This is a genomic window from Klebsiella grimontii (genome assembly GCF_900200035.1).
GTDB lineage: Bacteria > Pseudomonadota > Gammaproteobacteria > Enterobacterales > Enterobacteriaceae > Klebsiella > Klebsiella grimontii.
Genome location: NZ_FZTC01000019.1, coordinates 266,445 through 287,257, shown reverse-complemented (window position 1 = coordinate 287,257; position 20,813 = coordinate 266,445). Strand labels below are relative to the sequence as shown.

General features: G+C 58.1%; 21 protein-coding genes and 2 riboswitches. Of the genes, 7 read left to right on the top strand and 14 right to left on the bottom strand.

Annotated features, from left to right (window positions below; translation table 11 throughout):
• Position 1 precedes the first annotated feature (1 nt).
• The 4 genes from KOSB73_RS16130 to KOSB73_RS16115 form a co-directional block, all read right to left on the bottom strand.
• Positions 2-778 (bottom strand): ABC transporter ATP-binding protein, encoded by a 777-nt coding sequence (locus KOSB73_RS16130; RefSeq protein ID WP_004138010.1) that lies wholly within the window; start codon positions 776-778, stop codon positions 2-4.
• Positions 775-1,590, bottom strand: coding sequence for an ABC transporter permease (locus KOSB73_RS16125; protein WP_024358200.1), 816 nt, complete (start codon positions 1,588-1,590; stop codon positions 775-777). Before KOSB73_RS16125 ends, KOSB73_RS16130 begins: the two co-directional genes overlap by 4 nt.
• 24 nt (positions 1,591-1,614) lie before the next feature.
• The gene (locus KOSB73_RS16120) at positions 1,615-2,673 is read right to left on the bottom strand and encodes a putative urea ABC transporter substrate-binding protein (RefSeq protein ID WP_004138013.1); all 1,059 of its coding nucleotides are present in this window, start codon (positions 2,671-2,673) and stop codon (positions 1,615-1,617) included.
• Positions 2,674-2,730: 57 nt separating this feature from the next.
• A riboswitch (guanidine-I (ykkC/yxkD leader) is annotated at positions 2,731-2,829 on the bottom strand.
• Positions 2,830-3,019: 190 nt separating this feature from the next.
• The gene (locus tag KOSB73_RS16115; RefSeq protein ID WP_064342650.1) at positions 3,020-3,622 is read right to left on the bottom strand and encodes a helix-turn-helix domain-containing protein; all 603 of its coding nucleotides are present in this window, start codon (positions 3,620-3,622) and stop codon (positions 3,020-3,022) included.
• A gap of 43 nt (positions 3,623-3,665) precedes the next feature.
• Between KOSB73_RS16115 and KOSB73_RS16110 the strand changes: the two genes are divergently transcribed.
• Positions 3,666-4,358 carry a B3/B4 domain-containing protein gene (locus KOSB73_RS16110; RefSeq protein ID WP_098140685.1) on the top strand — a complete coding sequence of 231 codons (693 nt, stop codon included), beginning with the start codon at positions 3,666-3,668 and terminating at the stop codon, positions 4,356-4,358.
• Between the two features lie 46 nt (positions 4,359-4,404).
• Here KOSB73_RS16110 and KOSB73_RS16105 read toward each other — a convergent pair whose 3' ends face one another.
• From KOSB73_RS16105 to KOSB73_RS16095, 3 genes are all read right to left on the bottom strand, one after another.
• The gene (locus KOSB73_RS16105; RefSeq protein ID WP_004138018.1) at positions 4,405-5,037 is read right to left on the bottom strand and encodes a LysE family translocator; all 633 of its coding nucleotides are present in this window, start codon (positions 5,035-5,037) and stop codon (positions 4,405-4,407) included.
• Positions 5,038-5,056: 19 nt separating this feature from the next.
• Positions 5,057-5,136: riboswitch (ZMP/ZTP riboswitch) on the bottom strand.
• 54 nt (positions 5,137-5,190) lie between these two features.
• Positions 5,191-5,655 carry a DMT family transporter gene (locus KOSB73_RS16100; RefSeq protein WP_024358203.1) on the bottom strand — a complete coding sequence of 155 codons (465 nt, stop codon included), beginning with the start codon at positions 5,653-5,655 and terminating at the stop codon, positions 5,191-5,193.
• A gap of 9 nt (positions 5,656-5,664) precedes the next feature.
• Positions 5,665-6,099: a DMT family transporter gene (locus tag KOSB73_RS16095; RefSeq protein ID WP_004138020.1), complete on the bottom strand. Its 435-nt coding sequence runs from the start codon at positions 6,097-6,099 to the stop codon at positions 5,665-5,667.
• 99 nt (positions 6,100-6,198) lie between these two features.
• Between KOSB73_RS16095 and KOSB73_RS16090 the strand changes: the two genes are divergently transcribed.
• Positions 6,199-7,131, top strand: a complete 933-nt coding sequence (locus KOSB73_RS16090; protein WP_024358204.1) for a LysR family transcriptional regulator — start codon at positions 6,199-6,201, stop codon at positions 7,129-7,131.
• Positions 7,132-7,396: 265 nt separating this feature from the next.
• Positions 7,397-9,580 (top strand): catalase/peroxidase HPI, encoded by a 2,184-nt coding sequence (gene katG / locus KOSB73_RS16085; RefSeq protein ID WP_098140684.1) that lies wholly within the window; start codon positions 7,397-7,399, stop codon positions 9,578-9,580.
• Between the two features lie 50 nt (positions 9,581-9,630).
• Here katG and mgtU read toward each other — a convergent pair whose 3' ends face one another.
• From mgtU to KOSB73_RS16065, 5 genes are all read right to left on the bottom strand, one after another.
• Positions 9,631-9,717 carry a magnesium transporter protection protein MgtU gene (mgtU, locus tag KOSB73_RS31335; protein ID WP_253075166.1) on the bottom strand — a complete coding sequence of 29 codons (87 nt, stop codon included), beginning with the start codon at positions 9,715-9,717 and terminating at the stop codon, positions 9,631-9,633.
• A gap of 13 nt (positions 9,718-9,730) precedes the next feature.
• Positions 9,731-9,823 (bottom strand): protein MgtR, encoded by a 93-nt coding sequence (gene mgtR / locus KOSB73_RS16080; protein ID WP_004101989.1) that lies wholly within the window; start codon positions 9,821-9,823, stop codon positions 9,731-9,733.
• Positions 9,824-9,841: 18 nt separating this feature from the next.
• The gene (mgtA, locus tag KOSB73_RS16075; RefSeq protein ID WP_024358205.1) at positions 9,842-12,574 is read right to left on the bottom strand and encodes a magnesium-translocating P-type ATPase; all 2,733 of its coding nucleotides are present in this window, start codon (positions 12,572-12,574) and stop codon (positions 9,842-9,844) included.
• Positions 12,575-12,715: 141 nt separating this feature from the next.
• Positions 12,716-13,411 carry an MgtC family protein gene (locus KOSB73_RS16070; protein ID WP_004138035.1) on the bottom strand — a complete coding sequence of 232 codons (696 nt, stop codon included), beginning with the start codon at positions 13,409-13,411 and terminating at the stop codon, positions 12,716-12,718.
• 414 nt (positions 13,412-13,825) lie between these two features.
• Positions 13,826-14,335 (bottom strand): anti-virulence regulator CigR family protein, encoded by a 510-nt coding sequence (locus KOSB73_RS16065; RefSeq protein ID WP_098140683.1) that lies wholly within the window; start codon positions 14,333-14,335, stop codon positions 13,826-13,828.
• A 288-nt stretch (positions 14,336-14,623) separates the two neighbouring features.
• Between KOSB73_RS16065 and KOSB73_RS16060 the strand changes: the two genes are divergently transcribed.
• Positions 14,624-16,033: an MFS transporter gene (locus KOSB73_RS16060; RefSeq protein WP_098140682.1), complete on the top strand. Its 1,410-nt coding sequence runs from the start codon at positions 14,624-14,626 to the stop codon at positions 16,031-16,033.
• A gap of 17 nt (positions 16,034-16,050) precedes the next feature.
• Here the strand turns inward: KOSB73_RS16060 and KOSB73_RS16055 are convergent, their stop codons facing one another.
• Positions 16,051-17,214 (bottom strand): MFS transporter, encoded by a 1,164-nt coding sequence (locus KOSB73_RS16055; protein WP_098140681.1) that lies wholly within the window; start codon positions 17,212-17,214, stop codon positions 16,051-16,053.
• A 104-nt stretch (positions 17,215-17,318) separates the two neighbouring features.
• Between KOSB73_RS16055 and KOSB73_RS16050 the strand changes: the two genes are divergently transcribed.
• The gene (locus KOSB73_RS16050; protein ID WP_024358208.1) at positions 17,319-18,224 is read left to right on the top strand and encodes a LysR family transcriptional regulator; all 906 of its coding nucleotides are present in this window, start codon (positions 17,319-17,321) and stop codon (positions 18,222-18,224) included.
• Here KOSB73_RS16050 and KOSB73_RS16045 read toward each other — a convergent pair.
• A complete protein-coding gene (locus tag KOSB73_RS16045; RefSeq protein ID WP_004138046.1) occupies positions 18,193-19,098 on the bottom strand; it encodes a LysR family transcriptional regulator in 906 nt (301 codons plus the stop codon). The two genes, KOSB73_RS16050 and KOSB73_RS16045, sit on opposite strands and share 32 nt — an antisense overlap.
• Before the next feature lie 157 nt (positions 19,099-19,255).
• Here KOSB73_RS16045 and KOSB73_RS16040 point away from each other — a divergent pair, with 157 nt between their 5' ends.
• Both KOSB73_RS16040 and KOSB73_RS16035 read left to right on the top strand, forming a co-directional pair.
• Positions 19,256-20,068, top strand: a complete 813-nt coding sequence (locus tag KOSB73_RS16040) for a helix-turn-helix transcriptional regulator (protein ID WP_098140680.1) — start codon at positions 19,256-19,258, stop codon at positions 20,066-20,068.
• Between the two features lie 85 nt (positions 20,069-20,153).
• Positions 20,154-20,771: a LysE family translocator gene (locus KOSB73_RS16035; protein WP_098140679.1), complete on the top strand. Its 618-nt coding sequence runs from the start codon at positions 20,154-20,156 to the stop codon at positions 20,769-20,771.
• The last annotated feature ends 42 nt before the right edge of the window (positions 20,772-20,813 follow it).

The following is a 20,813-nucleotide window of genomic DNA, read 5'->3' as shown; positions in this document are numbered from 1 at the left end:
ACTATCTCCTTAATGCGTAAACGTTATTGTCGCTGCCGGTCGTCAGCTGCGACATCCGCGCTTCATTGAGCGGGATATCGTAGGTAATGCGCGCCCCCCAGGCGTTGGGCGCCTGCGGATCAATGCGCACTTTGTCGAAAACCAGCAGCCGGGTGCCAAGGTTGAAGCCTTCCGCAAGGTCGTGGGTGACCATAAAAACCGTCATCCGGGTTTCGCTCCATAGCTGGAGCAGCAGCCCGTGCATATCCTTGCGGATCCCAGGGTCCAGCGCGCCGAAGGGTTCATCGAGCAGCAGCACGCGCGGCTGCATCACGAACGCCTGGGCAATCGCCAGCCTCTGCTGCATCCCGCCGGAGAGCTGCGCCGGGTATTTATCCAGCGCGTGCCCCAGCCCGACTTTCTCCAGCATCCGCCGCGCCCGTTCGCGGGCGTCGCGTTTCCTGCCGGCAAACAGCCGGCCAAACAGCGGTGACGCCGGAAGTTCAAGACCTATGGCGACGTTATCCAGCACGTTGAGATGCGGGAAAACCGAATAACGCTGAAACACCACGCCGCGGCTGCGGTCCGGCTCCGCCGCCAGCGGCTGGCCGTCGAGAGTGATTTCGCCGCGAGTCGGCTTTTCCTGGCCGAGCAGCAGACGTAAAAAGGTTGATTTGCCGCAGCCGGACGCGCCGACCATCGAACAGAACTCACCCTCTTTCACCTGCAAATTGATGCGCTCCAGCACCACGTGATCGCCATACTCCTGCCAGATATTTTTGATGTCGATAAAACTCATGCCCGACCTCCTTCCGCCCACGGGAAACAGGCTTTGTGCAGCTGGCGCAGAGCCAGATCCATCAGCCACGCCAGCAGCGTTATCCAGATGACGTAAGGAATAATCACGTCCATCGCCATATAGCGGCGAACGAGGAATATGCGATAGCCGAGCCCGGCGGTGGCGGAGATGGCCTCGGCGGAGATCAAAAACAGCCACGCGGAGCCCAGCAGCAGGCGCAGGGAGGTGATCAGCCGCGATAGCAGCTGCGGCAGCACCACCCGCAGCACCACCGTCCAGCTATTGGCGCCGAGGGTTTGCGCTTTGATAAACAGCTCCGCCGGAATTTCCCGCGCCCGCTGTTCAAGGTCGCGCGCCAGCATCGGCGTAATGCCGATGACGATGAGCATCACTTTTGACAGCTCATCCAGGCCGAAGACAATAAACAGCACCGGCAGGATCGCCAGCGGCGGGATCATCGATACCACGGTCATCAGCGGCGACAGCGCCGCGCGGTACATCGGGAACACGCCGGCGGAGATGCCGATGCCCAGGCCAATCAGCGAAGAGAACGTCAGGCCAATCAGAAGGCGGCCCAGGCTAATCAGCGTATCGGCCCACAGCAGATACTCACCGCTGCGTTTATCCGGCGTGAACGCCATCCGGTCAATGGCCGCGATCATCTGCGACAGGCCGGGCAGCAGCTTATCCTGCGGATTGGCTTCCAGCCGCACCGCCGAGCCGATAAACCAGGCGGCGACCAGCAGGACAAAGGGCAACAGCATCAGCGTCAGGCGCATACCCTGCCGGGGATAGCGGTTAATGTGGCGCATGGCGTGGACTCCCGGAGTCAATCATTACAGCTTGCCCGCCGCGGCCAGCTTCAGATAGCTGTCGTCAAAGCGCAGCTTGCTGTTCGCGGTATCGCCGACGGTGACGCCGCCGGGGAAGGTCATGCCGATAAAGTCGGCGCTCTGCGCGCCCTCGCCCAGCAGCCCTTTATCAAAGGAGAACTGCGCCACCCGCTGCATGGTTTTGGCCAGCTCCGGCGAGGAGATAAACGTCAGGGTGTCGGCAGGCGTCCAGAACAGATGGGTCGTTTTTAGCTGCGCCTGGTAACCGGCGAGATCGGTGCCGGAGTCGGCGGCCATCGCGTTTAGCGCCTCGGTATCGCCGGCCCGCATTTTGGTCATCATCTCGAACCAGGCGCCGGTCAGGGCTTTGCCCAGCGCCGGGTTATCTTTCAGCGTCTGAGTATTCACCACCATCATGTCGATCAGCTCGCCGGGAACCTGCGAAGAGCTAAAGACTTCCGTGGTTTGCGGCGTCTTTTTGATAACCGAAAGCTGCGGATTCCAGGCCACCGCCGCGCGTACGCCGCTGGTGCCAAAGGCCGAGACGATATCCGCATCCGAGGTATTGACCACTTTGACGTCTTTTTCCTGCAGTCCGGCTTTTTCCAGGCCGCGAACCAGCAGGTAGTGCGATACCGAAAGCTCCGGGAGATACACCGCCATCCCTTTCAGATCGCTGAGCTTTTTATTCGCCCCCTTCAGTACCACGCCGTCGTTGCCGTCGGAGTAGCTGCCGGTAATCAGCGCCGTCGTGTCAACGCCGCCCGCCGCCGGAATGGTCAGGGCATCCATGTTGGTCATGGTGCAGCCGTCAAACTGGCCCGCGGTATACTGGTTGATGGACTCGATGTAGTCGTTTAGCTGAACGATATTGATTTTGATGCCGTATTTACTGGCCCACTTATCGATGATTTTTTCGTTGCTGATGGTACCCCAGGGCATCCATCCGGCGTAGATAGTCCAGCAGACGTTGAACTCTTTTTTGACGGCGGCAAACGATGGGACGCTGGCCAGCAGCGCCAGCGACAGAATTAGAGAGCGGAGGAGCGGCGGTGTCTTCATGGTGGACCTCTGGTTAGCACGGGAAACGGGGGCAGCGCGACACCCAACGGTGCTGCTGTCTCCCGGGCTTTTGTCCCGCCGTGTAACCTCGCAGAGGTCGCCAGCTCTCGGACCAGACGTTCACCTGAGTGAACCGGAACCCTAGCCAGCTATTGTGTTATCTCAATTGTCTGTTGCGCTGCCTTCTGACGAGGAGTTTGCAAGGTCTATGCCAGGCGCGCAGAGCGCGTAAACTCAGCCATGCGACGACAGGCGTCGCCGCGATTCCCAATAATGGGGAGTGATGATGGGGCATTGCATGGATTTGGTGCGCTCGCCGTGAAGGAGGAGCGCGGTCGGGATAATACTAACGCGCTTTTTCGCTGACCGTCATAGTGAACCGCGTGACCGCATCCCCGGCGTTAGCGTAGCTATGCGGGGCGTCGGTGCGCGCCACGGCGGAATCTCCGGCGACAATCACATAGCTCGCGTCGTTGACCGTCAGGGTTAAGGCGCCCTCGGTCACGAAAAGCAGTTCTGTCGTGCCATCGCCGTGCCCCGGCGAGGTAAAAATCTCACCGGGATAGAGACTCCATTGCCAGAGCTCCACCATATCCGGTCCGCTGGTACCGGCAAGCAGCCGTGCATGACCGCCCCGCTCGCCCTGCCATAGGGTGGGAATATCGCTTGCGGCCATCACCTTGACCGGCGGCGCGGCGGCGACGTTGACAAAATCGGCTACGGATACGCCCAGCGCCGAGGCCAGACGGCACAACAGCGCGATGCTCGGATTGGCCCGGCAGGCTTCAATGTCTACCAGCATGCCTTTACTGACCCCCGCGCGTCGCGACAGTTCATCAAGGGAGATCTTCTTTTCCGCCCGGTAGCGTTTAAGGCGCGCCGCAACGGCTTCATTGATCATGGCGGCATCGGCGCCCGCATCGGTCGTTATATTGACTTTATTGGTCATCGGTCGATATTATGCTTTAAAATGGTCGTTACAGGATTATCCAATGAATAGCGTATTACCGTCAATCAGCCCGCAGGTCTCCGCGCTGGCCCCCGGCTTTCGCGCCCTGAGCATTGATGTTGTTTCCGCCGCCGTACGCGCTCCCCAGGTCGGGTCCGATGCGCTCCGCTCCGCCTGCAAAGCGGTTCTCGTCGGCGAGCCGCAGTGGGCGGAGGCGCACCTGCAGGCCTGGAGCGAAGTATTCCGCGCCTTTGGCGCAAAACCTAAAAGGACCCCCTGCTCGGCGGAAGCCTTGCGCAAACGGGTGCTGCGCGATGGCGAGATGGCCGCGCTCGATCCTATCGTCGATCTCTATAACGCGGTAAGCCTGCGCTACGCCGTGCCGGTCGGCGGCGAAAACCTGGCGGCGTATGTTGGCGTGCCGCAGCTCAAGATCGCGGACGGCAGCGAGCCGTTCGATACCGTTAAAGAAGGACAGACGGTCGACGAATACCCCGACGCGGGAGAAGTGGTCTGGGGCGACGATCGCGGCGTGACCTGTCGACGCTGGAACTGGAGGCAGGGAGTCCGTACTAGCCTGAGCGTGGAGAGTCCGCGGATGTGGTTTATTCTTGAAAGCCTGCCGGAAATGCCGCTTAGCGCGCTGCAGGAGGCGGGAGAGATGCTGTGCAACGGTCTGCTGGAGATGATGCCGGAAGCCACGATCCGCTCGCGGCTGATTGGCCCGGGGGCTTAATCCCCTTCCGCTGCGCCCGGCAGCGCTATGCTACCGGGCAGAGCGATTACTTCCGCGCTTCGAAGGCAATTTTCACCGCCATCCCCGCCAGTACCGTCGCCATCAGCCAGCGCTGAAACTGCTGCCACAACGGACGCCCCGCGAGAAACAGCGACACCTGCCCGGCCATCATCACAATCAGCGCGTTAACCGCCACGCTAATTATCGCCTGGGTAAATCCCAGTACCAGCGACTGCGCAAGGATGCTGCCGTGTCCGGGAGAGATAAACTGCGGCAGCAATGAGAGGTACATAATAGCGATTTTAGGGTTCGCCAGATTAGTGATAAAGCCCATCAAAAACAGCTTACGGCCGCTATCGGCGGGCAGATCCCGCACCGCAAAAACCGAGCGCCCGCCGGGCCTCACCGCCTGCCAGGCCAGATAAAGCAGATAGACAACGCCGCTGATGCGCAAGACGTCATAAGCATAGGGCACGGCGAAGATCAGCGCGGTAATACCAAACGCCGCGCACAGCATATAAAAGACAAACCCCAGCGCCACCCCGCCGAGGGAGACCAGCCCGGCCCTTCTTCCCTGGCAAAGTGAGCGCGAAATCAAATAGATCATATTCGGCCCCGGGGTCAGCACCAGGCCAAGGGCCACCAGAGCGAAGGTCAGCAGCGACGAAATCTCAGGCATAGCGTATCTCCATACAGTGAAGTGATGCCCAGGCGCGCGGCGGCGGCAACCATGCTCCCCGACAGTGATCTGTCTAAAGCGCCAGTTACATGGTGACGAACAGTATGGCCGCGGTTGGCGATGCGCGACAACTCACCTGAACAGGTGGGCGGTCTATCGCTTCTCTGCGGCTTTTGCCGCCGTGCCGGAGCGATAAATAAAGAACAGCGCCAGCCCCAGACAAACGATCGCCCCCAGCCGCCCCGGCGAAAAGGTAATGGCGTCATTACCCAGCCAGCCAAAGTTATCGATAAGCAAGCTCATGGCCAGTTGGCCAAAAATCACCGCCACCGTGGCCGCCGCGGTACCAATACGCTGCACCGCCACCACCATAATCACGATATAGGGGACGCCGCAAAATGCCCCCAGCAGCTGCCATTTCGGCACATCCAGCAGCGTCGTCGTCTGGTGGGGCGCAAAGTAGAAAATCAGCAGCGCGGTGATCAACGCGCCCACGGAGAAAGTGAGAAACGCGCTACGAAATACGCCTACCTGACTGCCCAAACGACCGTTAATCGCCGCCTGCATACTCAACATCGCGCCGCCGGCCAGCGCCAGCAAAATCATTATGCTACTCATCTTAACTCCTCAGCTTGTGGCGATCAGAATCAGGGCGACGACGATAAACAGCAGCGCGATAAGCCGCCGACCGTCGATTTTACGTTTTGGCGAACCAAACAGGCCGTAATGGTCAATCAACAGGCTTTTGCAGACCTGGCCGGCAAGAATGCCGATCATCGTCATGGCGATACCGATAACCGGCACGGCGATGGTTAAGATGACGACATAGATGGGGCCCAGGATGCCCCCGGTAAGCTGCCAGCCCGGCAAAGAGAAGAACGAGGGGCTTTGTCTCTGGCCAAACAGCAGCATCAGCAGAAACGTCAGCGCGCTGCCGACGCTGAAAATGCTGAAGGTGGCCCACAGGTCCCCTACCTGACCGGCCAGCGGCCCGAGTAGTCCGGCTTCCACGGATAATCCCATGCCGCCGGCAATCACAAGAAAAATCAGTAATAACTGCATCGTTGATATCCGATTATTAATGAGGTGGCAGAGCATAAAACAGCGGAGTGATGTGAAAAACGATACAATCAGGGAAACACTTTTGCGGATATTGCATTAATGAGCGATGCGGGTAATGTGAATTTTCGGGCGCTGCAGCTGTTTATCGCCGTTTACGACAGCCAGAGCTTTTCCACAGTGGCGCGACGAGAAGGCGTTTCTCCCTCAATGGTATCGCGCACCATTCACCAGCTTGAGGACGCGCTCGGCCAGCAGCTGTTTTATCGTAATACCCGGGCCGTGGTGCCTACCGAAGCAGGACGCCTGTTTGCCGCTCATGCCAGAGGCATCAGCGAACAGTTCAGCGCCGCGCGACGCGATTTGCAGGACCGGAGCCTTGAGCCGGGCGGGCTGGTGCGCATCAACGCCCCGGTCTATTTTGGCCAGCGCCATATCGCGCCCTGGCTGCCGGGGCTAACGGCGCGCTATCCGCAGATGCAGATTGAGCTGGCGCTGACCGATGATTTCATCGATCCGCACCGCGATGCGACCGATGTGATTTTTCGCATCGGTAGCCTGCCGGATTCCAGCGTTCACGCCAGGGTACTGGGTATGCAGCATCACTATCTGGTCGCCGCTCCGGCGTATCTGCAACGCCGCGGCATCCCGGAGACGCCGGAAGATCTTCGCCAGCACAGCACGCTGGTCTACAGCGGCTCAAACGGGCCCAACCGCTGGCTGTTCCGCCTTGCACAAGGGGAATGGGTGCACTATCCGCAAACGCCGCAGCTCACTTCAAATAACGCCGATGCGCTGCTGACCGCTGCGCTGGGGGGGATGGGGGTGGTCCTCTTTCCCGACTGGATGGTTAATGAAGCGACTGGAGAAGGAAAGCTGATTAAGCTGATGCCCCGCTACGCCGCGGCAATCGGCAATACCCCCTCGCCGGTCTCGGCGATTTACCCTCACGCCCGGCATCCGTCACTTAACGTACGGGCGGTAATTGACTATTTTATCGACGTTTTTGGTACGCCTTTATACTGGCAGCGCTAAGCTTGTTTACGCACTAAAATTGTCATAACGCAAATAATGGGGTCTTCGCTGGCGGAGATGATGCCTTAACGATTCCTTTACGCTGATGTTACGACTATGGTGGTGAGGTCCTTGTTGAAAACCAGCCCTTCAACAATGATATATATTCGGTTTTTACAAGAGCATTGAACGGAAATAACTATTAAATCCGTAGACTCATTCAAATATCGCTTATTGGTAGCAGTGTATATCGTAATGGCATTCACAAAAGCAAACGGAGCCTGATATGAGCACGTCAAACGATCCTTCGAATACCCCGTCGGCAGGGAAATGCCCTTTCCACGCCGAAACGTCGACGCCCACGCAGAGCGCGGGCGGTGGCACCGGCAACCGCGACTGGTGGCCTAATCAACTACGTGTGGATCTGCTGAATCAGCACTCCAATCGTTCAAACCCGCTGGGCGAAAACTTTAACTACCGCGAAGAGTTTAAGAAACTCGACTATTCGGCCCTGAAAGCCGATCTGCGCGCCCTGCTCACTGACTCTCAGGAGTGGTGGCCGGCGGACTGGGGTAGCTATATCGGGCTGTTTATTCGTATGGCATGGCACGGCGCCGGTACCTATCGTACCGTTGACGGTCGCGGCGGCGCGGGCCGCGGGCAGCAGCGTTTCGCTCCGCTCAACTCCTGGCCGGATAACGTCAGCCTCGACAAAGCCCGTCGCCTGCTGTGGCCGGTCAAACAGAAATACGGCCAGAAAATCTCCTGGGCTGACCTTTATATGCTGGCGGGCAACGTGGCGCTGGAAAACGCCGGTTTCCGCACGTTTGGCTTCGGGGCCGGTCGTGAAGACGTATGGGAACCGGATCTGGACGTTGACTGGGGTAATGAAACCGAATGGCTGGCCCATCGTCATCCGGAAAGCCTGAATCAGCAGGCGATCGGCGCCACCGAAATGGGGCTGATTTACGTCAACCCTGAAGGCCCTAACGCCAGCGGCGACCCGCTCTCCGCGGCCTCCGCAATTCGCGCGACCTTCGGCAATATGGCGATGAATGATGAAGAGATCGTCGCGCTGATCGCCGGCGGCCATACGCTGGGCAAAACCCACGGTTCCGCGGTGACCAGCCACGTTGGCGCAGAGCCGGAAGCGGCGCCGATCGAAGCGCAGGGCCTCGGCTGGGCGAACAGCTACGGCAGCGGCGCGGGCGCCGACGCGATTACCTCCGGTCTGGAAGTGGTCTGGACGCAAACGCCAACCCAATGGAGCAACTACTTCTTCGAAAACCTGTACAAATATGAGTGGGTGCAGACCCGCAGCCCGGCAGGCGCGATTCAGTTCGAAGCGAAAGACGCCCCTGAAATCATTCCTGACCCGTTTAACCCAGAGAAAAAACGCAAGCCGACCATGCTGGTCACCGACCTGACGCTGCGCTTTGACCCGGAATTCGACAAGATTTCCCGCCGCTTCCTGAACGACCCGCAGGCCTTTAACGAAGCTTTCGCCCGCGCGTGGTTTAAACTGATCCACCGCGATATGGGGCCGAAGTCCCGCTACATGGGCCCGGAAGTGCCGAAAGAAGATCTGATCTGGCAAGACCCGCTACCGGCGGCGATCCACGCCCCGAGCGCAGAGGATATCGCGACGCTGAAAACCGCCATTGCCGACGCCGGCCTTTCGGTCAGCGAGCTGGTTTCCGTGGCCTGGGCATCCGCATCCACCTTCCGCGGCGGCGATAAACGCGGCGGCGCCAACGGCGCGCGTCTGGCGCTCGAGCCGCAGAAATCGTGGCCGGTCAACGCCATCGCCTCCCGCGTGCTGCCGACCCTGCAGGCGATTCAGCAGGCATCCGGTAAAGCGTCGCTGGCCGATATCATCGTCCTCGCCGGCGTGGTGGGCATTGAGCAGGCTGCCGCGGCGGCAGGTGTTCAGGTCAGCGTACCCTTCGCCCCTGGCCGCGTCGATGCGCGTCAGGATCAGACCGATGTCGAAGCGATGGATCTGCTGCAGCCGCTGGCCGATGGTTTCCGCAACTATCGCCGCGTGGGCGGCGGCATCTCCACCGAAACGCTGCTGATTGATAAAGCGCAGCAGTTAACGCTGACGGCGCCGGAAATGACGGTCCTGGTAGGCGGTCTGCGCGTGCTGGGCGCTAACTTTGACGGCAGCCGCCACGGCGTATTTACCGACCGCGTTGGCGTATTGAGCAACGATTTCTTCGCTAACCTGCTCGATATGGGTACCGTCTGGAAAGCCGCTGACGAGCACGCTGAGCTGTTTATCGGCCGCGATCGTAAGAGCGGCGAAGAGAAATACACCGCGACCCGCGTCGATCTGGTGTTTGGCTCCAACTCCGTCCTGCGCGCCCTGGCCGAAGTGTATGCCTGCAGCGATGCGCGGCAGAAGTTCGTCAGCGACTTTGTCGCCGCCTGGACCAAGGTGATGAACCTCGACCGCTTCGATCTGTAATCTTTTCTCCGGCAGAAATGCTCATCCCGGGCCAGTGGCCCGGGATCCTCTTATCTAATCCAGATAGTCAGCAAAATAATGATGGCCGCAATCAGCGCCGCATGAATAAAGACTTTGTCCAGCGAACCTTTGCGCATCGCGCCCCCTTATTCAGAACAGGATTTGCCAGATAGCCAACAGCAGCACCAGCAGACCCATCAGGAAAAATATCAGCGCGATGATAGTGTCCGGAGAACGATTCATCTCTGCGCCTCCTTATTATCAGAACCACTGACCGAAACGTTTGATATAGAAATGCTTCATGCCCTGCGCGACCACGCAGTAGCTGAGCAGCGTCGCGACCAGCCACGGGAAGTAGCTCAGCGGCAGCGGCTCCAGCCCGACCATCGCTCCCAGCGGAGAGAACGGAATGTAGATGCCCATCGCCATAATCAATGCGGTGGTGAGCAGCACCGGCAGCGTCGCGCGGCTCTGGATAAACGGAATTTTCTGCGTTCTCAGCATATGTACGACCAGCGTCTGCGACAGTAGTCCTTCAATAAACCATCCGGACTGAAACAGCGCCTGGGCTTCGACGTTGTTCGCCGCGAACACGTACCACATCAGCGCGAAGGTGGTGATATCAAAAATGGACGACGTCGGGCCAATCCACAGCATAAAGCGGCCGATGTTTTTCGCATCCCACTTGCGCGGTTTGCGTAGGAACTCTTTGTCCATCTTGTCCCACGGCAGCGAGAGCTGGGAGAGATCGTACATCAGGTTCTGGATCAGCAGATGAATCGCCAGCATCGGCAGGAACGGAATAAACGCGCTGGCCACCAGTACCGAAAAGACGTTGCCGAAGTTAGAGCTGGCGGTCATGTTCAGATACTTGATGATATTGCCGAAGGTCTCACGCCCTTTGATCACCCCTTCTTCCAGCACCATCAAATCCTTTTCCAGCAGGATAATATCGGATGCCTCTTTGGCGATATCCGCCGCGCTGTCAACCGAAATACCGACGTCCGCATCGCGCAGCGCCGGCGCATCGTTGATGCCATCGCCGAGGAAGCCGACGGTGTGGCCGTTTTTCTGCAGCGTTTTCAGGATCCGCGACTTCTGCAGCGGCGTCAGTTTGGCGAACACCGCGCGCGTTTCCACTTCGCGCTCCAGTTCGTTATCCGTCATCGCCTCAATCTGCGGCCCGGTCAGGATACCGTGGGCATCGATGCCCACTTCCAGGCAAATCCGCGCCGTGACGACCGGGTTATCGCCGGTTAACACTTTCACTGCCACCCCGTTGTCGCGCAGCGCGGTAATCGCTTTTCCCGCGCTCTCTTTCGGCGGGTCGAGGAAGGTCAGCATTCCTTCGACCGTTAGCCCCTGCTCATCGTCGGCGCACAGCGGGGCTGTCAGAGCAGAATCATCCAGCTTGCGGGTCGCAACCAGCAGCACGCGGAAGCCCTGGGCATTGTAATCCTGCGTTTTGGCTAACAGCAGATCGCGTCGGGTGTCATCCAGCGCAACCACGCGGTCGCCTTCGCGAAGATGCGTGGCCACCGTCAGCATCTCTTCGACCGCGCCTTTGCAGATCAGGCTTTTATCGCCGTGGCGGACATCTTCCACCGACACCGACACCCGACGGCGAACAAAATCAAACGGCAGTTCATCAAGCTTCACGAAGCGCTCTTTGGTCGCTGGCGCAATCCGCCCCTCGCCAAAGCGCAGCACCGCCCGGTCCATCAGATTACGCGCCCCGCTCTGGCTGCTGCTGTTAAGCCACGCCAGCGTCAGCACCCGGTCGCTCTCGCTGCCGCTTACGTCAAGATGATGCTCAAGAATGATATTGTCCTGGGTCAGCGTGCCGGTTTTATCGGTGCACAGCACGTCCATGGCGCCGAAGTTCTGAATCGCGTTCAGCCGCTTGACGATCACTTTGCGCCGCGACATGGCGATAGCGCCTTTCGCCAGGTTTGAGCTGACGATCATCGGCAGCATTTCCGGCGTCAGGCCGACGGCGACCGCGAGAGCAAACAGCGATGCTTCAACCCAGTCGCCTTTGCTGAAGCCGTTAATCAGCAGCACAATCGGCACCATCACCAGCATAAAGCGGATCAGCAGCCAGCTGACGCTGTTTACCCCGCGATCGAACGCCGTCTGGGTACGCGTGCCGACAATAGACTTCGCCAGCGAACCAAACCAGGTGCGGTTTCCGGTGGCCACCACTACCGCCTGCGCCCTGCCGCTGGTGACGTTGGTGCCCATCAGACAGATATTGCCCATCTCCAGCAGACTCTTGTCCTTGTTCGGCTCGGGCAGCCTGTCGCACCCTTTGCCGGACACGCTGGCCAGAACATCATACTTTTCAACCGGCAGCGATTCGCCGCTGAGTATCGACTGGCTAACGAACAGGTCGCGGGACTCCAGCAGGCGGACATCCGCCGGAACCAGATCCCCCGCCGCCAGGAAGATGATGTCACCGGGCACCAGCTCCTCAATGGCAATTTCCTCCTGCGTCGGCCCCATGTTACCCGGACCGCGACGCAGCACCGTCGCCGTGGTGCGGACCATTGATTTCAGCGCCTGCGCCGCTTTGTTAGTGCGAAACTCCTGCCAGAAACGCAATAACCCGCTCAGGCTGACCATCGTGACGATAATGATAATCCCGGTCAGATCGGTCTCTTCGCCGTTACGCAGCGGCAGCCAGTAATCGGTCACGAAGCTGACGGCGGCCAGCGCCATCAGGACATAGATAAACGGGTTATTGAATGCCTGCAAAAGCTGAATTAGCGCCGGCGGCGCCTGCTCATGCGCAACCTCATTGCGGCCGTATTCATCCAGCCGTTCAAGGGCATCTTCGGTGGTGAGCCCCTGACGGCTGCTGTTGAGCCGCGCCAGCGTATGATCCGGGCTGTTAAATGCCTCGGTTTCAATGGCGAAGCTTTTTTTATGCTGCTTATCATTTTCTGACGCAGACCGGTTGAGTTTCCGGTTTTCTATTTTCATGTCAGTCATGATTTATCCTCAAATTAAAAACGTGGTTATCCCTGCATAATTGGCTTATGCATAATTTATTTTTACGCTATTAAACGCTTCTTACTTTAATTGCCTGGGAACATTCATCATTCCCTCCTTATGCAAACTCTTGCCCGAAGGTTAACTTCCCTCAATGGCCCAGCGGACTGACGTAATATTTTCGTGACCGCCAATTTTTTCCATAATAAGGTCTCGCGCCTTGCGATAATCGGCATTGCCGACCAGCTCGATGCGAATTTCTTTATGCCCTTGTTCTTGCGCGGTTATGGATGCCAGCCCCAACAGGCTGAGCCTCATCTCTTTGCTGATAGCGAGTAGTTGCTGACGAATCGCGTTTTCATGTTCGCTATGACAGATAATATTCAGGACATAGCATTTCTCTTCTTCTGTCGCGCCGGGAATATGATTAATTCGCTGCGCCGCTTCGCGCAGTAAAATATTCGCGCAGAGGATGATCAGCGTTGCCGCCGCGGCTTGCCAGAACTGGCCTAACCCGCACAGGACGCCAATCGCCGCCGAGCACCACAGCGTGGCGGCGGTATTAAGGCCGCGCACGTTCATGCCTTCGCGCATGATAACGCCCGCGCCGAGGAAGCCAATCCCGGAGACCACCTGCGCCGCAATACGGCCCGGGCTATCCGGGGAAGCGGCAACGGAGCTGAGAATAAACACCGCCGCGCCGGTGGCGACCAGCGCATTAGTGCGCAGGCCGGCCATCCGCTGCCGCCACTGTCTTTCGGCGCCAATCAGCGCGCCCAACAGCATCGCGGCGAGTAAATTTGCGATATAAGGAAACATCAACATAGTTTCCTCCATTTTTGCTGGAAGAATTAACTATGTGCTTTATTAAGCACACGACAAATTGTCGCCGGAGAGGCGATTAACGTCGCGTTGACGGTGGAGGGAATAATGTATTTTTAAACAGGAACATGACGATTATCCTCGCAGCCTGGCTGCGTTATTTTTTATGGGATGCAATCGTCTGGATCAGGAGGATTGCTGCCCGCCGGTTGGCAAGCAGCGCAGAAAAAATAGCGTCAGCTTGCCTTGATGTTTAAGTAAGGGTGACTGTCCAACATATTTCTCCTGTATGAATTTGTGCTCATTATAGTCATTCAATTATTTGAGTAAAGGTAAAATCTCGCTTTAGTGACGATTTGTTTAGAATGACCTTAATGCGCTAAATCGGTGCTGATAAAACTAACCCCGGCACTAACCGGGGTTAATTCACTAATCAAAAACGCCATTAATTATCGACGTCACGATCGCCGTACTTAGCGCGATCAGCACTAAATCCTGACCCACCACCCGCCATTCATAGCCTGGATAGTAAGGCAGTTCATTGAGCATCGATGCCGGAACCGCTTTTTTGGCAATCCCCGGAGGTAATGGTTTGCCGCGAGCCAGGTTTTTGGCGATTCCCGGCGGCAGCGACTGGTAGCCGGTTAAACCGTAGTTTACCGCCAGCGAACGCGCTCTGGAAAAGCTGATATCGGCAGAGACATGATCGGGTTTGCCGTAATTTTTTCTCTGCCCCGGATTACCCTGTTTGTGACCCTGATTGCCCTTGTCTGCGTTGTTTTTACCGCTATTGCCGTTGTTGCCATGGTTACCGCTATTACCATGGCTACTGCCGCCGTTGCCGTTGCCGTTGCCAGGATTGGCGAAGACCGGCGTTGCCATCATTGACAGCGAAAGCGCCGCCGCCAGCGCTGCCTGTAGGACTTTCTTACTGGACATGATTTTTTTCCTGAGTGGTCGTACTCGCTTTGAATGTAGGTGAATAACCAGAGCGCAACAATCTCTCGTTATCTTAAATTTAATCCAGATCAAACTCAGCGGTGTGATGGTGAATTCCTTCAGGCTGCGGGCGGATGAAGCGCTAAAACCAGCATACAACTCTACTCGGATAGCATTGTCGCTATTTTATTCTGCAAATGCGATTTCACCGATGTGATTAAAAATTTAAAACCATTAACAATCAAATAACATTAGCAGGCAAACATTTTATCTGAGGAAAATAACAATATGTCTACCACCCAGGTTCTGGGCGACGCCGCGTTCGCCTCCCCAGGACATCCGCACTCCAGTCTGACCGCCCGCATCGATGCGCTGCCCGCTTCCGTTGGCCTGTGGTCTTTTATCACCCTCCTGGCGCTGGGCGGCTTCTTCGAGCTGTACGATCTTTTTCAGACCGGCTATATCAGCACCGGGCTGCTGGCAGAGAATATTTTCCATACCGGCGAACAGGGTATCTTCGGCATTTCCGACCAGGCCGCCTTCGCCTCGTCCACCTTTATGGGGCTGTTTATTGGCGCCAGCCTGCTTGCGCCGCTGGCGGATAAACTGGGCCGCCGCCTGACGTTTATGTTCGCCCTTGCCAGGTATGGCGTATTTTCGCTGATGATGGCCCTGCAAAGCAGCGCCGAAGGAGTTATCTTCTGCCGCTTTCTGGTGGGCGTCGGTCTCGGCATTGAGCTGGTAACGATCGACACTTATTTAAGCGAATGGGTACCGACGCATCTGCGCAATAAAGCCTTTGCTTTCGCCTTCTTTATTCAGTTTTTATCGGTTCCCGCCGTGGCGCTGATGTCGTGGATGCTGGTGCCGATCGCCCTTTTCGGCCTGACCGGCTGGCGCTGGGTGATTATCTTCGGCGCGCTCTGTTCGCTGATCATCTGGGTTATCCGCAAGAAGCTGCCGGAGTCGGCGCGCTGGCTGGAGGAAAAAGGTCGCCACGAGGAAGCCCACAAGGTGATGTGCGAAATGGAACAGCGCTGCGGCGTTTCTCCCTCGCCGCGCCACCGGATTGAGATGCAACATAACCGCCGCAGGCTGGGAAGCTTTAAAGCGATCTGGGCGCCGCAGTACCGCAAACGCACGATCATGCTGATGGTGATGAACTTCTTCCAGGCCATTGGCTTCTTTGGCTTCGGCAACTGGCTGCCCGCCCTGCTTTCCGGTCAGGGGGCGAGCATTACCCACAGCCTGCTGTACGCGTTCTTTATTACCCTCGCCTATCCGATTGGCTGCCTGTTCTGCACCCGCTTCGTCCATCGTTTTGAAAATAAATGGCAAATTGTGCTTTCGGCGCTGATGACGGTGGTGTTTGGCACCCTGTTTGCCCTACAGAACAGTCCGGTGCTGCTGGTGATTTGCGGGTTTATGATCACCTGGTCAAACGCCTGGCTGACCATTAGCTATCACGCCTACCAGGCGGAGGTCTTCCCGACCCACATTCGCGCGCGGGCGGTTGGCTTCTGCTACTCCTTTAGCCGGCTGTCAACGGCGATCACCAGCATTTTGATCGGCGTTATTTTGCAATACGCCGGAACCCCAGGGGTGATTAGCTTTATCGTCGCCAGCATGCTGATGGTGATGCTGTCGGTGGGTATCTTTGGTCCGAAAACCCGCGGGATCAGCCTGGAGAATATTTGACGCTAGCCGCCGCCGGGTTAGCCGGCGGCGCGCGTGGCTAATCTTTTCTCCTGAACCCGCAGCAGCCACGGCAGCGGCAATGCGCTCAGGGCGCAGAGCAGCAATATCCCCTGCATCGCCCGTTCGCCGCCCCCGTCAACCGAGAGCAACCACGACGAAAGCAGAAAGGCCGCCGCCGTGCTTAATGACATCAGGGTATTCTGTAAAAGCGTAAACCCGGCCCTGGCGCTATCCGCTGGAAAACGCATCGCCACCGCCGATGAGGCCACCAGGCGGCAGTAGGCGGCAGCCAGAAACAGCAGCATAAACAGTGCGCCGCCGTGGTTGAAGATAAAAGCAATGCTCAGGCTCAGTATAAACAGCAGACTGCCCAGCAGGCTGATGCGGTAGCCGCTATAACGCTGACACAGCCTGCCGGTCAATTTAGTGGCGCACAGCCCTGCCGCTCCGCCGGCGAAAAAGAGCCACGGCAATTCGTCGCCGCTGGCCCCCAGCTTAGTCGTAAGTAGCGGTACCAACAGCGGAATGATTAACATTGGACTGAACTGCGTGAGGGCGTTGCCGGAGGCATGAAACAGCAGCGAGGATGACCATCGCAAGCCCGCCTGAGGGCTCGCCTCGATGGACTGTTCCGGCAGCGCAAGGACTATCAGCGGTAAAGCGATTATACAGAGTCCGCCGATCGTCGCGGGGGCACTCTGCCAGCCGATTTTTTCACTGAGAAATAGCATCGTCGGCATGCCGACAATGCTGACCAGCGAGAATGCGGCAATCGTTGAGGCCAATGCCCGAGGGCGCAGCTGCGGCGGCATAATGTTGACCAGCAGACTACTGGCCACGCCCATCGTGGTCCCGCCGACCACCCCGGCAAGGAAACGCCAGAATAACAATACGTCAAAACGGGTGGTGGTTAGCGTCATCGCCGTTAATCCCCCCAACAGGGCCATGTTGCAGAGCAAGAAACGCCTTGGTTTAAGCTGACCGACCCATCGCCATACGCCGATCCCCGAAATGACTGAAGCCAGCGTATAGATACCGGTGACGTAACCCGCCTGGCTTACCGGGACCTGAAACGTCGGCGCCATCCAGGTAAATAAGGGATTAAAAATCATATATTCAAGCGCGTTGATGAACTGAACGAAAGCGATAATCAACGTTGCGCGTACCAGATAACCGGGCATGTAAAGCTCCTTACAATGGAATGCGCAGAGTCTAGCCGCTGGTAAATCCGCGCATAAGCCGGTAAAAGTGGCGTTGTTAATTATCAAAATCGGGATAATCAAGAGTGAAAAGAGTGGATCTCAACGCGCTGCGGGTCTTCGTCACCGTGGCGGAAAATGGCTCATTCAGCGCCGGAGCAAAAGCGCTGCAGATGCCCTCATCGAACGTAAGCCGACAGATTTCACAGCTTGAGGAGAGCCTTCAACTGCGTTTGATACAGCGCAGTACCCGGCATATGAAGCTGACCTCTGCCGGGCAGACGCTGCTCGCCAGTATGCGGCCGCTGCTGGAGCAACTTGCCGCGACGGAAGCCGAGCTGACTCAGCAGCAGGCCGAACCCGAAGGGCCGCTGCGTCTGTGCCTGCCGAACGAGATTGGCCCCTCGCTATTTGCGCCGCTCATGGCGCAATTCGCCCTGCGCTACCCGAAAATAACCGTGAGCTGTACCACGAATCTGGCGGGCACGGAGGTGTTAAAAGAGGATGTGGATATTGCGGTGATCATCACCCGCGGCAAAATGGAAGACGCCAGCGTGATTGCGCGCCCGCTCTTTTCGTTTCCCTGCTGCGTGGTCGCTTCTCCGCAGCTGATTGCCAGAACGGGTATGCCGACAAACAGCGAGCAATTAACCACGCTGCCCTGTATTACCACCGTTAGCGCCCTGGCGGGGCAAGCCTGGCAGTTCGCCGCGGCGGACGGTAGCTTCAAAAAGGTTAGCGTCAACGGCCACTATCGCGTCAACAGTGGCGAAATGGCCCTGCACGCCGCGCTTGCCGGCGTCGGCTTCGCGATTCTGGGGGAGAAACCCTGCCGCCCGTTTATCGAACGCGGTGAACTCCAGGAAGTCACGCTGGAGCTGCCGCCGGCGCCGTTACAGCTCTCCGCCCTCTATCGTGAGCGCCACTTTATGCCCGCCAGAACGCGCGTCTGGCTTGAATTTATCCAGTCGCAGATGGCCGACGTTCGCTAAAAATCACCTGCGCATCGGTAAAACATTTTTCCGCCAGCGACGACACCGGCTCTTTATTACGCATGATCAGCGCCAGCGTCGAGTCGACCTCCGTCTCGGCGATTGGTCTGATGTCGAGATTATCGCTCAGCGCTTCCAGACCGTTGTTCAGCGGCATAATCGCGCAGCAGATCCCGGCCTGCACCGCCTGGATAATCTGAAACGTGGAGTCGCTTTCGAAAACGTATTTTGGCGCCAGCCCCTTGGCCTTAAAGCTCATCTCAATCGATTCGCGGTAGTACATGCCCTTGGTCAAAAAGCCCAGCGGCAACGAGGCCAGCGTCTCCCAACCGGGGATCGCGTCAGCAAACTGGAAATGGCGCTTATCGTGCAGCAAACCCATCCGGGTGTTCGGCAGCCACACCACGTTGAACAGCTGGCTATCGACGTGATGCAGATAGCAGATCCCCAGATCCAGCTGGTTGCGGCTGACGCCGTCGATAATCTGTTCCGAGGTCATGGACAGCAGACTGAACTGCAACTCCGGGTATTTATCCGCCAGCGGTTTGATCAGCTGCATCGGATTCAGGCTGGCTAAGGGCACCATTCCCACTCTGAGCTGGCCGACCATCTGCCCGCGGCAGATAGCCGCCTCCGCCTCCAGCCCGTCGTGCGCCGCCAGCAGCGCTCGCGCCCAGGCCAGAATACGCTCGCCTTCCGGGGTAAACCCTTCAAACCGCTGCCCGCGCTGAATCAGAGTCAGATTAAGTTCTTCTTCAAGATTGCGGATCCGCATTGATAGCGTAGGCTGGGTGATATGACAAGCCGCCGCGGCCTGGCCAAAATGTCGTGTTCTGTCGAGCGCAATCAGGTACTTAAGCTGTTTGATATCCATTAATGATCCACTGTTTGCGCAATCTGCTGCCCGCGCCGCAGGCAAAATGTTAGCTAAATGTTATGTTCAGCGTTGATGAAATTCAAGCGCCGGTCGACCGTTGCTCCTCCCGCGCGCCTGAGGCTACACTCATGCTATGCCCCGGCAGGAGAAACCGTTGAAAACTCGCCTTCATCACGTTCAGCAGCACCGGATAGCCATGCCGGGGCTGGAAGCCATATCGTTAGTCACGGAACAGAGCTTTTCGCGCCATTCCCACGATCGGTTCGGCATCGGGATTTTCACTCAGGGCGCGCAGCGTTCGTGGAGCCATCTGGGAAAAGTTGAGGCCGCCGCCGGAAATATCATTATGGTTAATCCGGGCGAGATACACGACGGTATTCCGCTGGAGGGCCCACGCAGCTGGCGGATGGTCTATCTCGATCCTGAGCGCGTTGTCGACGAACTGCAGGGAGAGATGAAGGCCGAAGAGATCCTCCTGCGTCCGGTCGTCGACGACCCGCAGCTGCGCGGGCAAATGCAGCGGCTGTTTCGCGAGATCGTCGCCAGCACGCCCGACGATACCGCCGTGGAAGAGGCGCTGCTGCTCTGCCTGATGCAGGTGAGCCAATATCATCTTTGCGCCAGGCGGCCCGCCAAAATCGGCACTCCCGCCATTGCGCTGGCCAGGCAATATCTCGACGACGCCCCGGAAGAAAAAATCTCTCTCGACGCGCTGGCTACCCTCTGCGGTCTCAGCCGCTTTCAGCTGATCCGCGGCTTCGCCCGTGAAACCGGCATTACGCCGCACGCCTACCTGGTACAGGCCCGCGTACGCCTGGCTCGCCGTCTGCTGGCGGAAGGCTACTCCCCCGCCGATACCGCGTTCATGGCCGGTTTTGCCGATCAGAGCCATCTGACCCGCGCGTTTCAAAAACAGTTTGCCGTCACGCCGGGTAGCTATCAGGCGCTCGTTCAGGCGAGTCGCTAGCCGATGTTGTGCAATTTTGTTCAATACCGGCGCGCGGCTTTGCGAAATACTCAGGGCCTCGATTCACAACATCAGGAATAACATCATGGCGCTCATCAGCCCTGAGTTTCTTTTGACTTCGCTTATTGTGGTTATCGCTCCCGGCACCGGGACGCTGTACACCATTGCCACCGGTCTGGCGGCGGGCAGACGAATGAGTTTTGCCGCGGCCTTCGGCTGCATCCTGGGCATTATTCCGCATATGCTGGCGGCGATAACCGGGCTGGCGGCCATCCTCCACAGCACGCCCGGCGCATTCGAACTGGTGAAGTACGCCGGCGTCGCCTGGCTGCTGTACCTCGCCTGGGCCACGCTGACCCAGCGCGGCAGCCTGAGCGTGGAAGGCGTCGTGCAACGCAACCCGCGGCAGGTCATCAGCCACGCCATTCTGATCAATTTGCTTAACCCCAAGCTGCCGCTCTTCTTTCTCGCCTTTCTGCCGCAGTTTATGCAGCGCGGCTCGGCTTCGCCGGTCCGGGAAATGCTGATCCTGAGCGCCATGTTTATGCTGATGACGCTGCTGGTTTTTATGCTCTATGGCGCCTTTGCGGCGGCGATGCGCGGGTACGTGCTGACTCGCCCCAGGGTTTTACAGGGGCTGAGAGTCAGCTTTGCCGCCGGTTTTGTCGGGCTGGGGATTAAGCTGATTCTGGCGCAAAGGTAGCCGTTCGCCCGCGTCGCTATCCGCGCCGTGGGCGAAACGGCG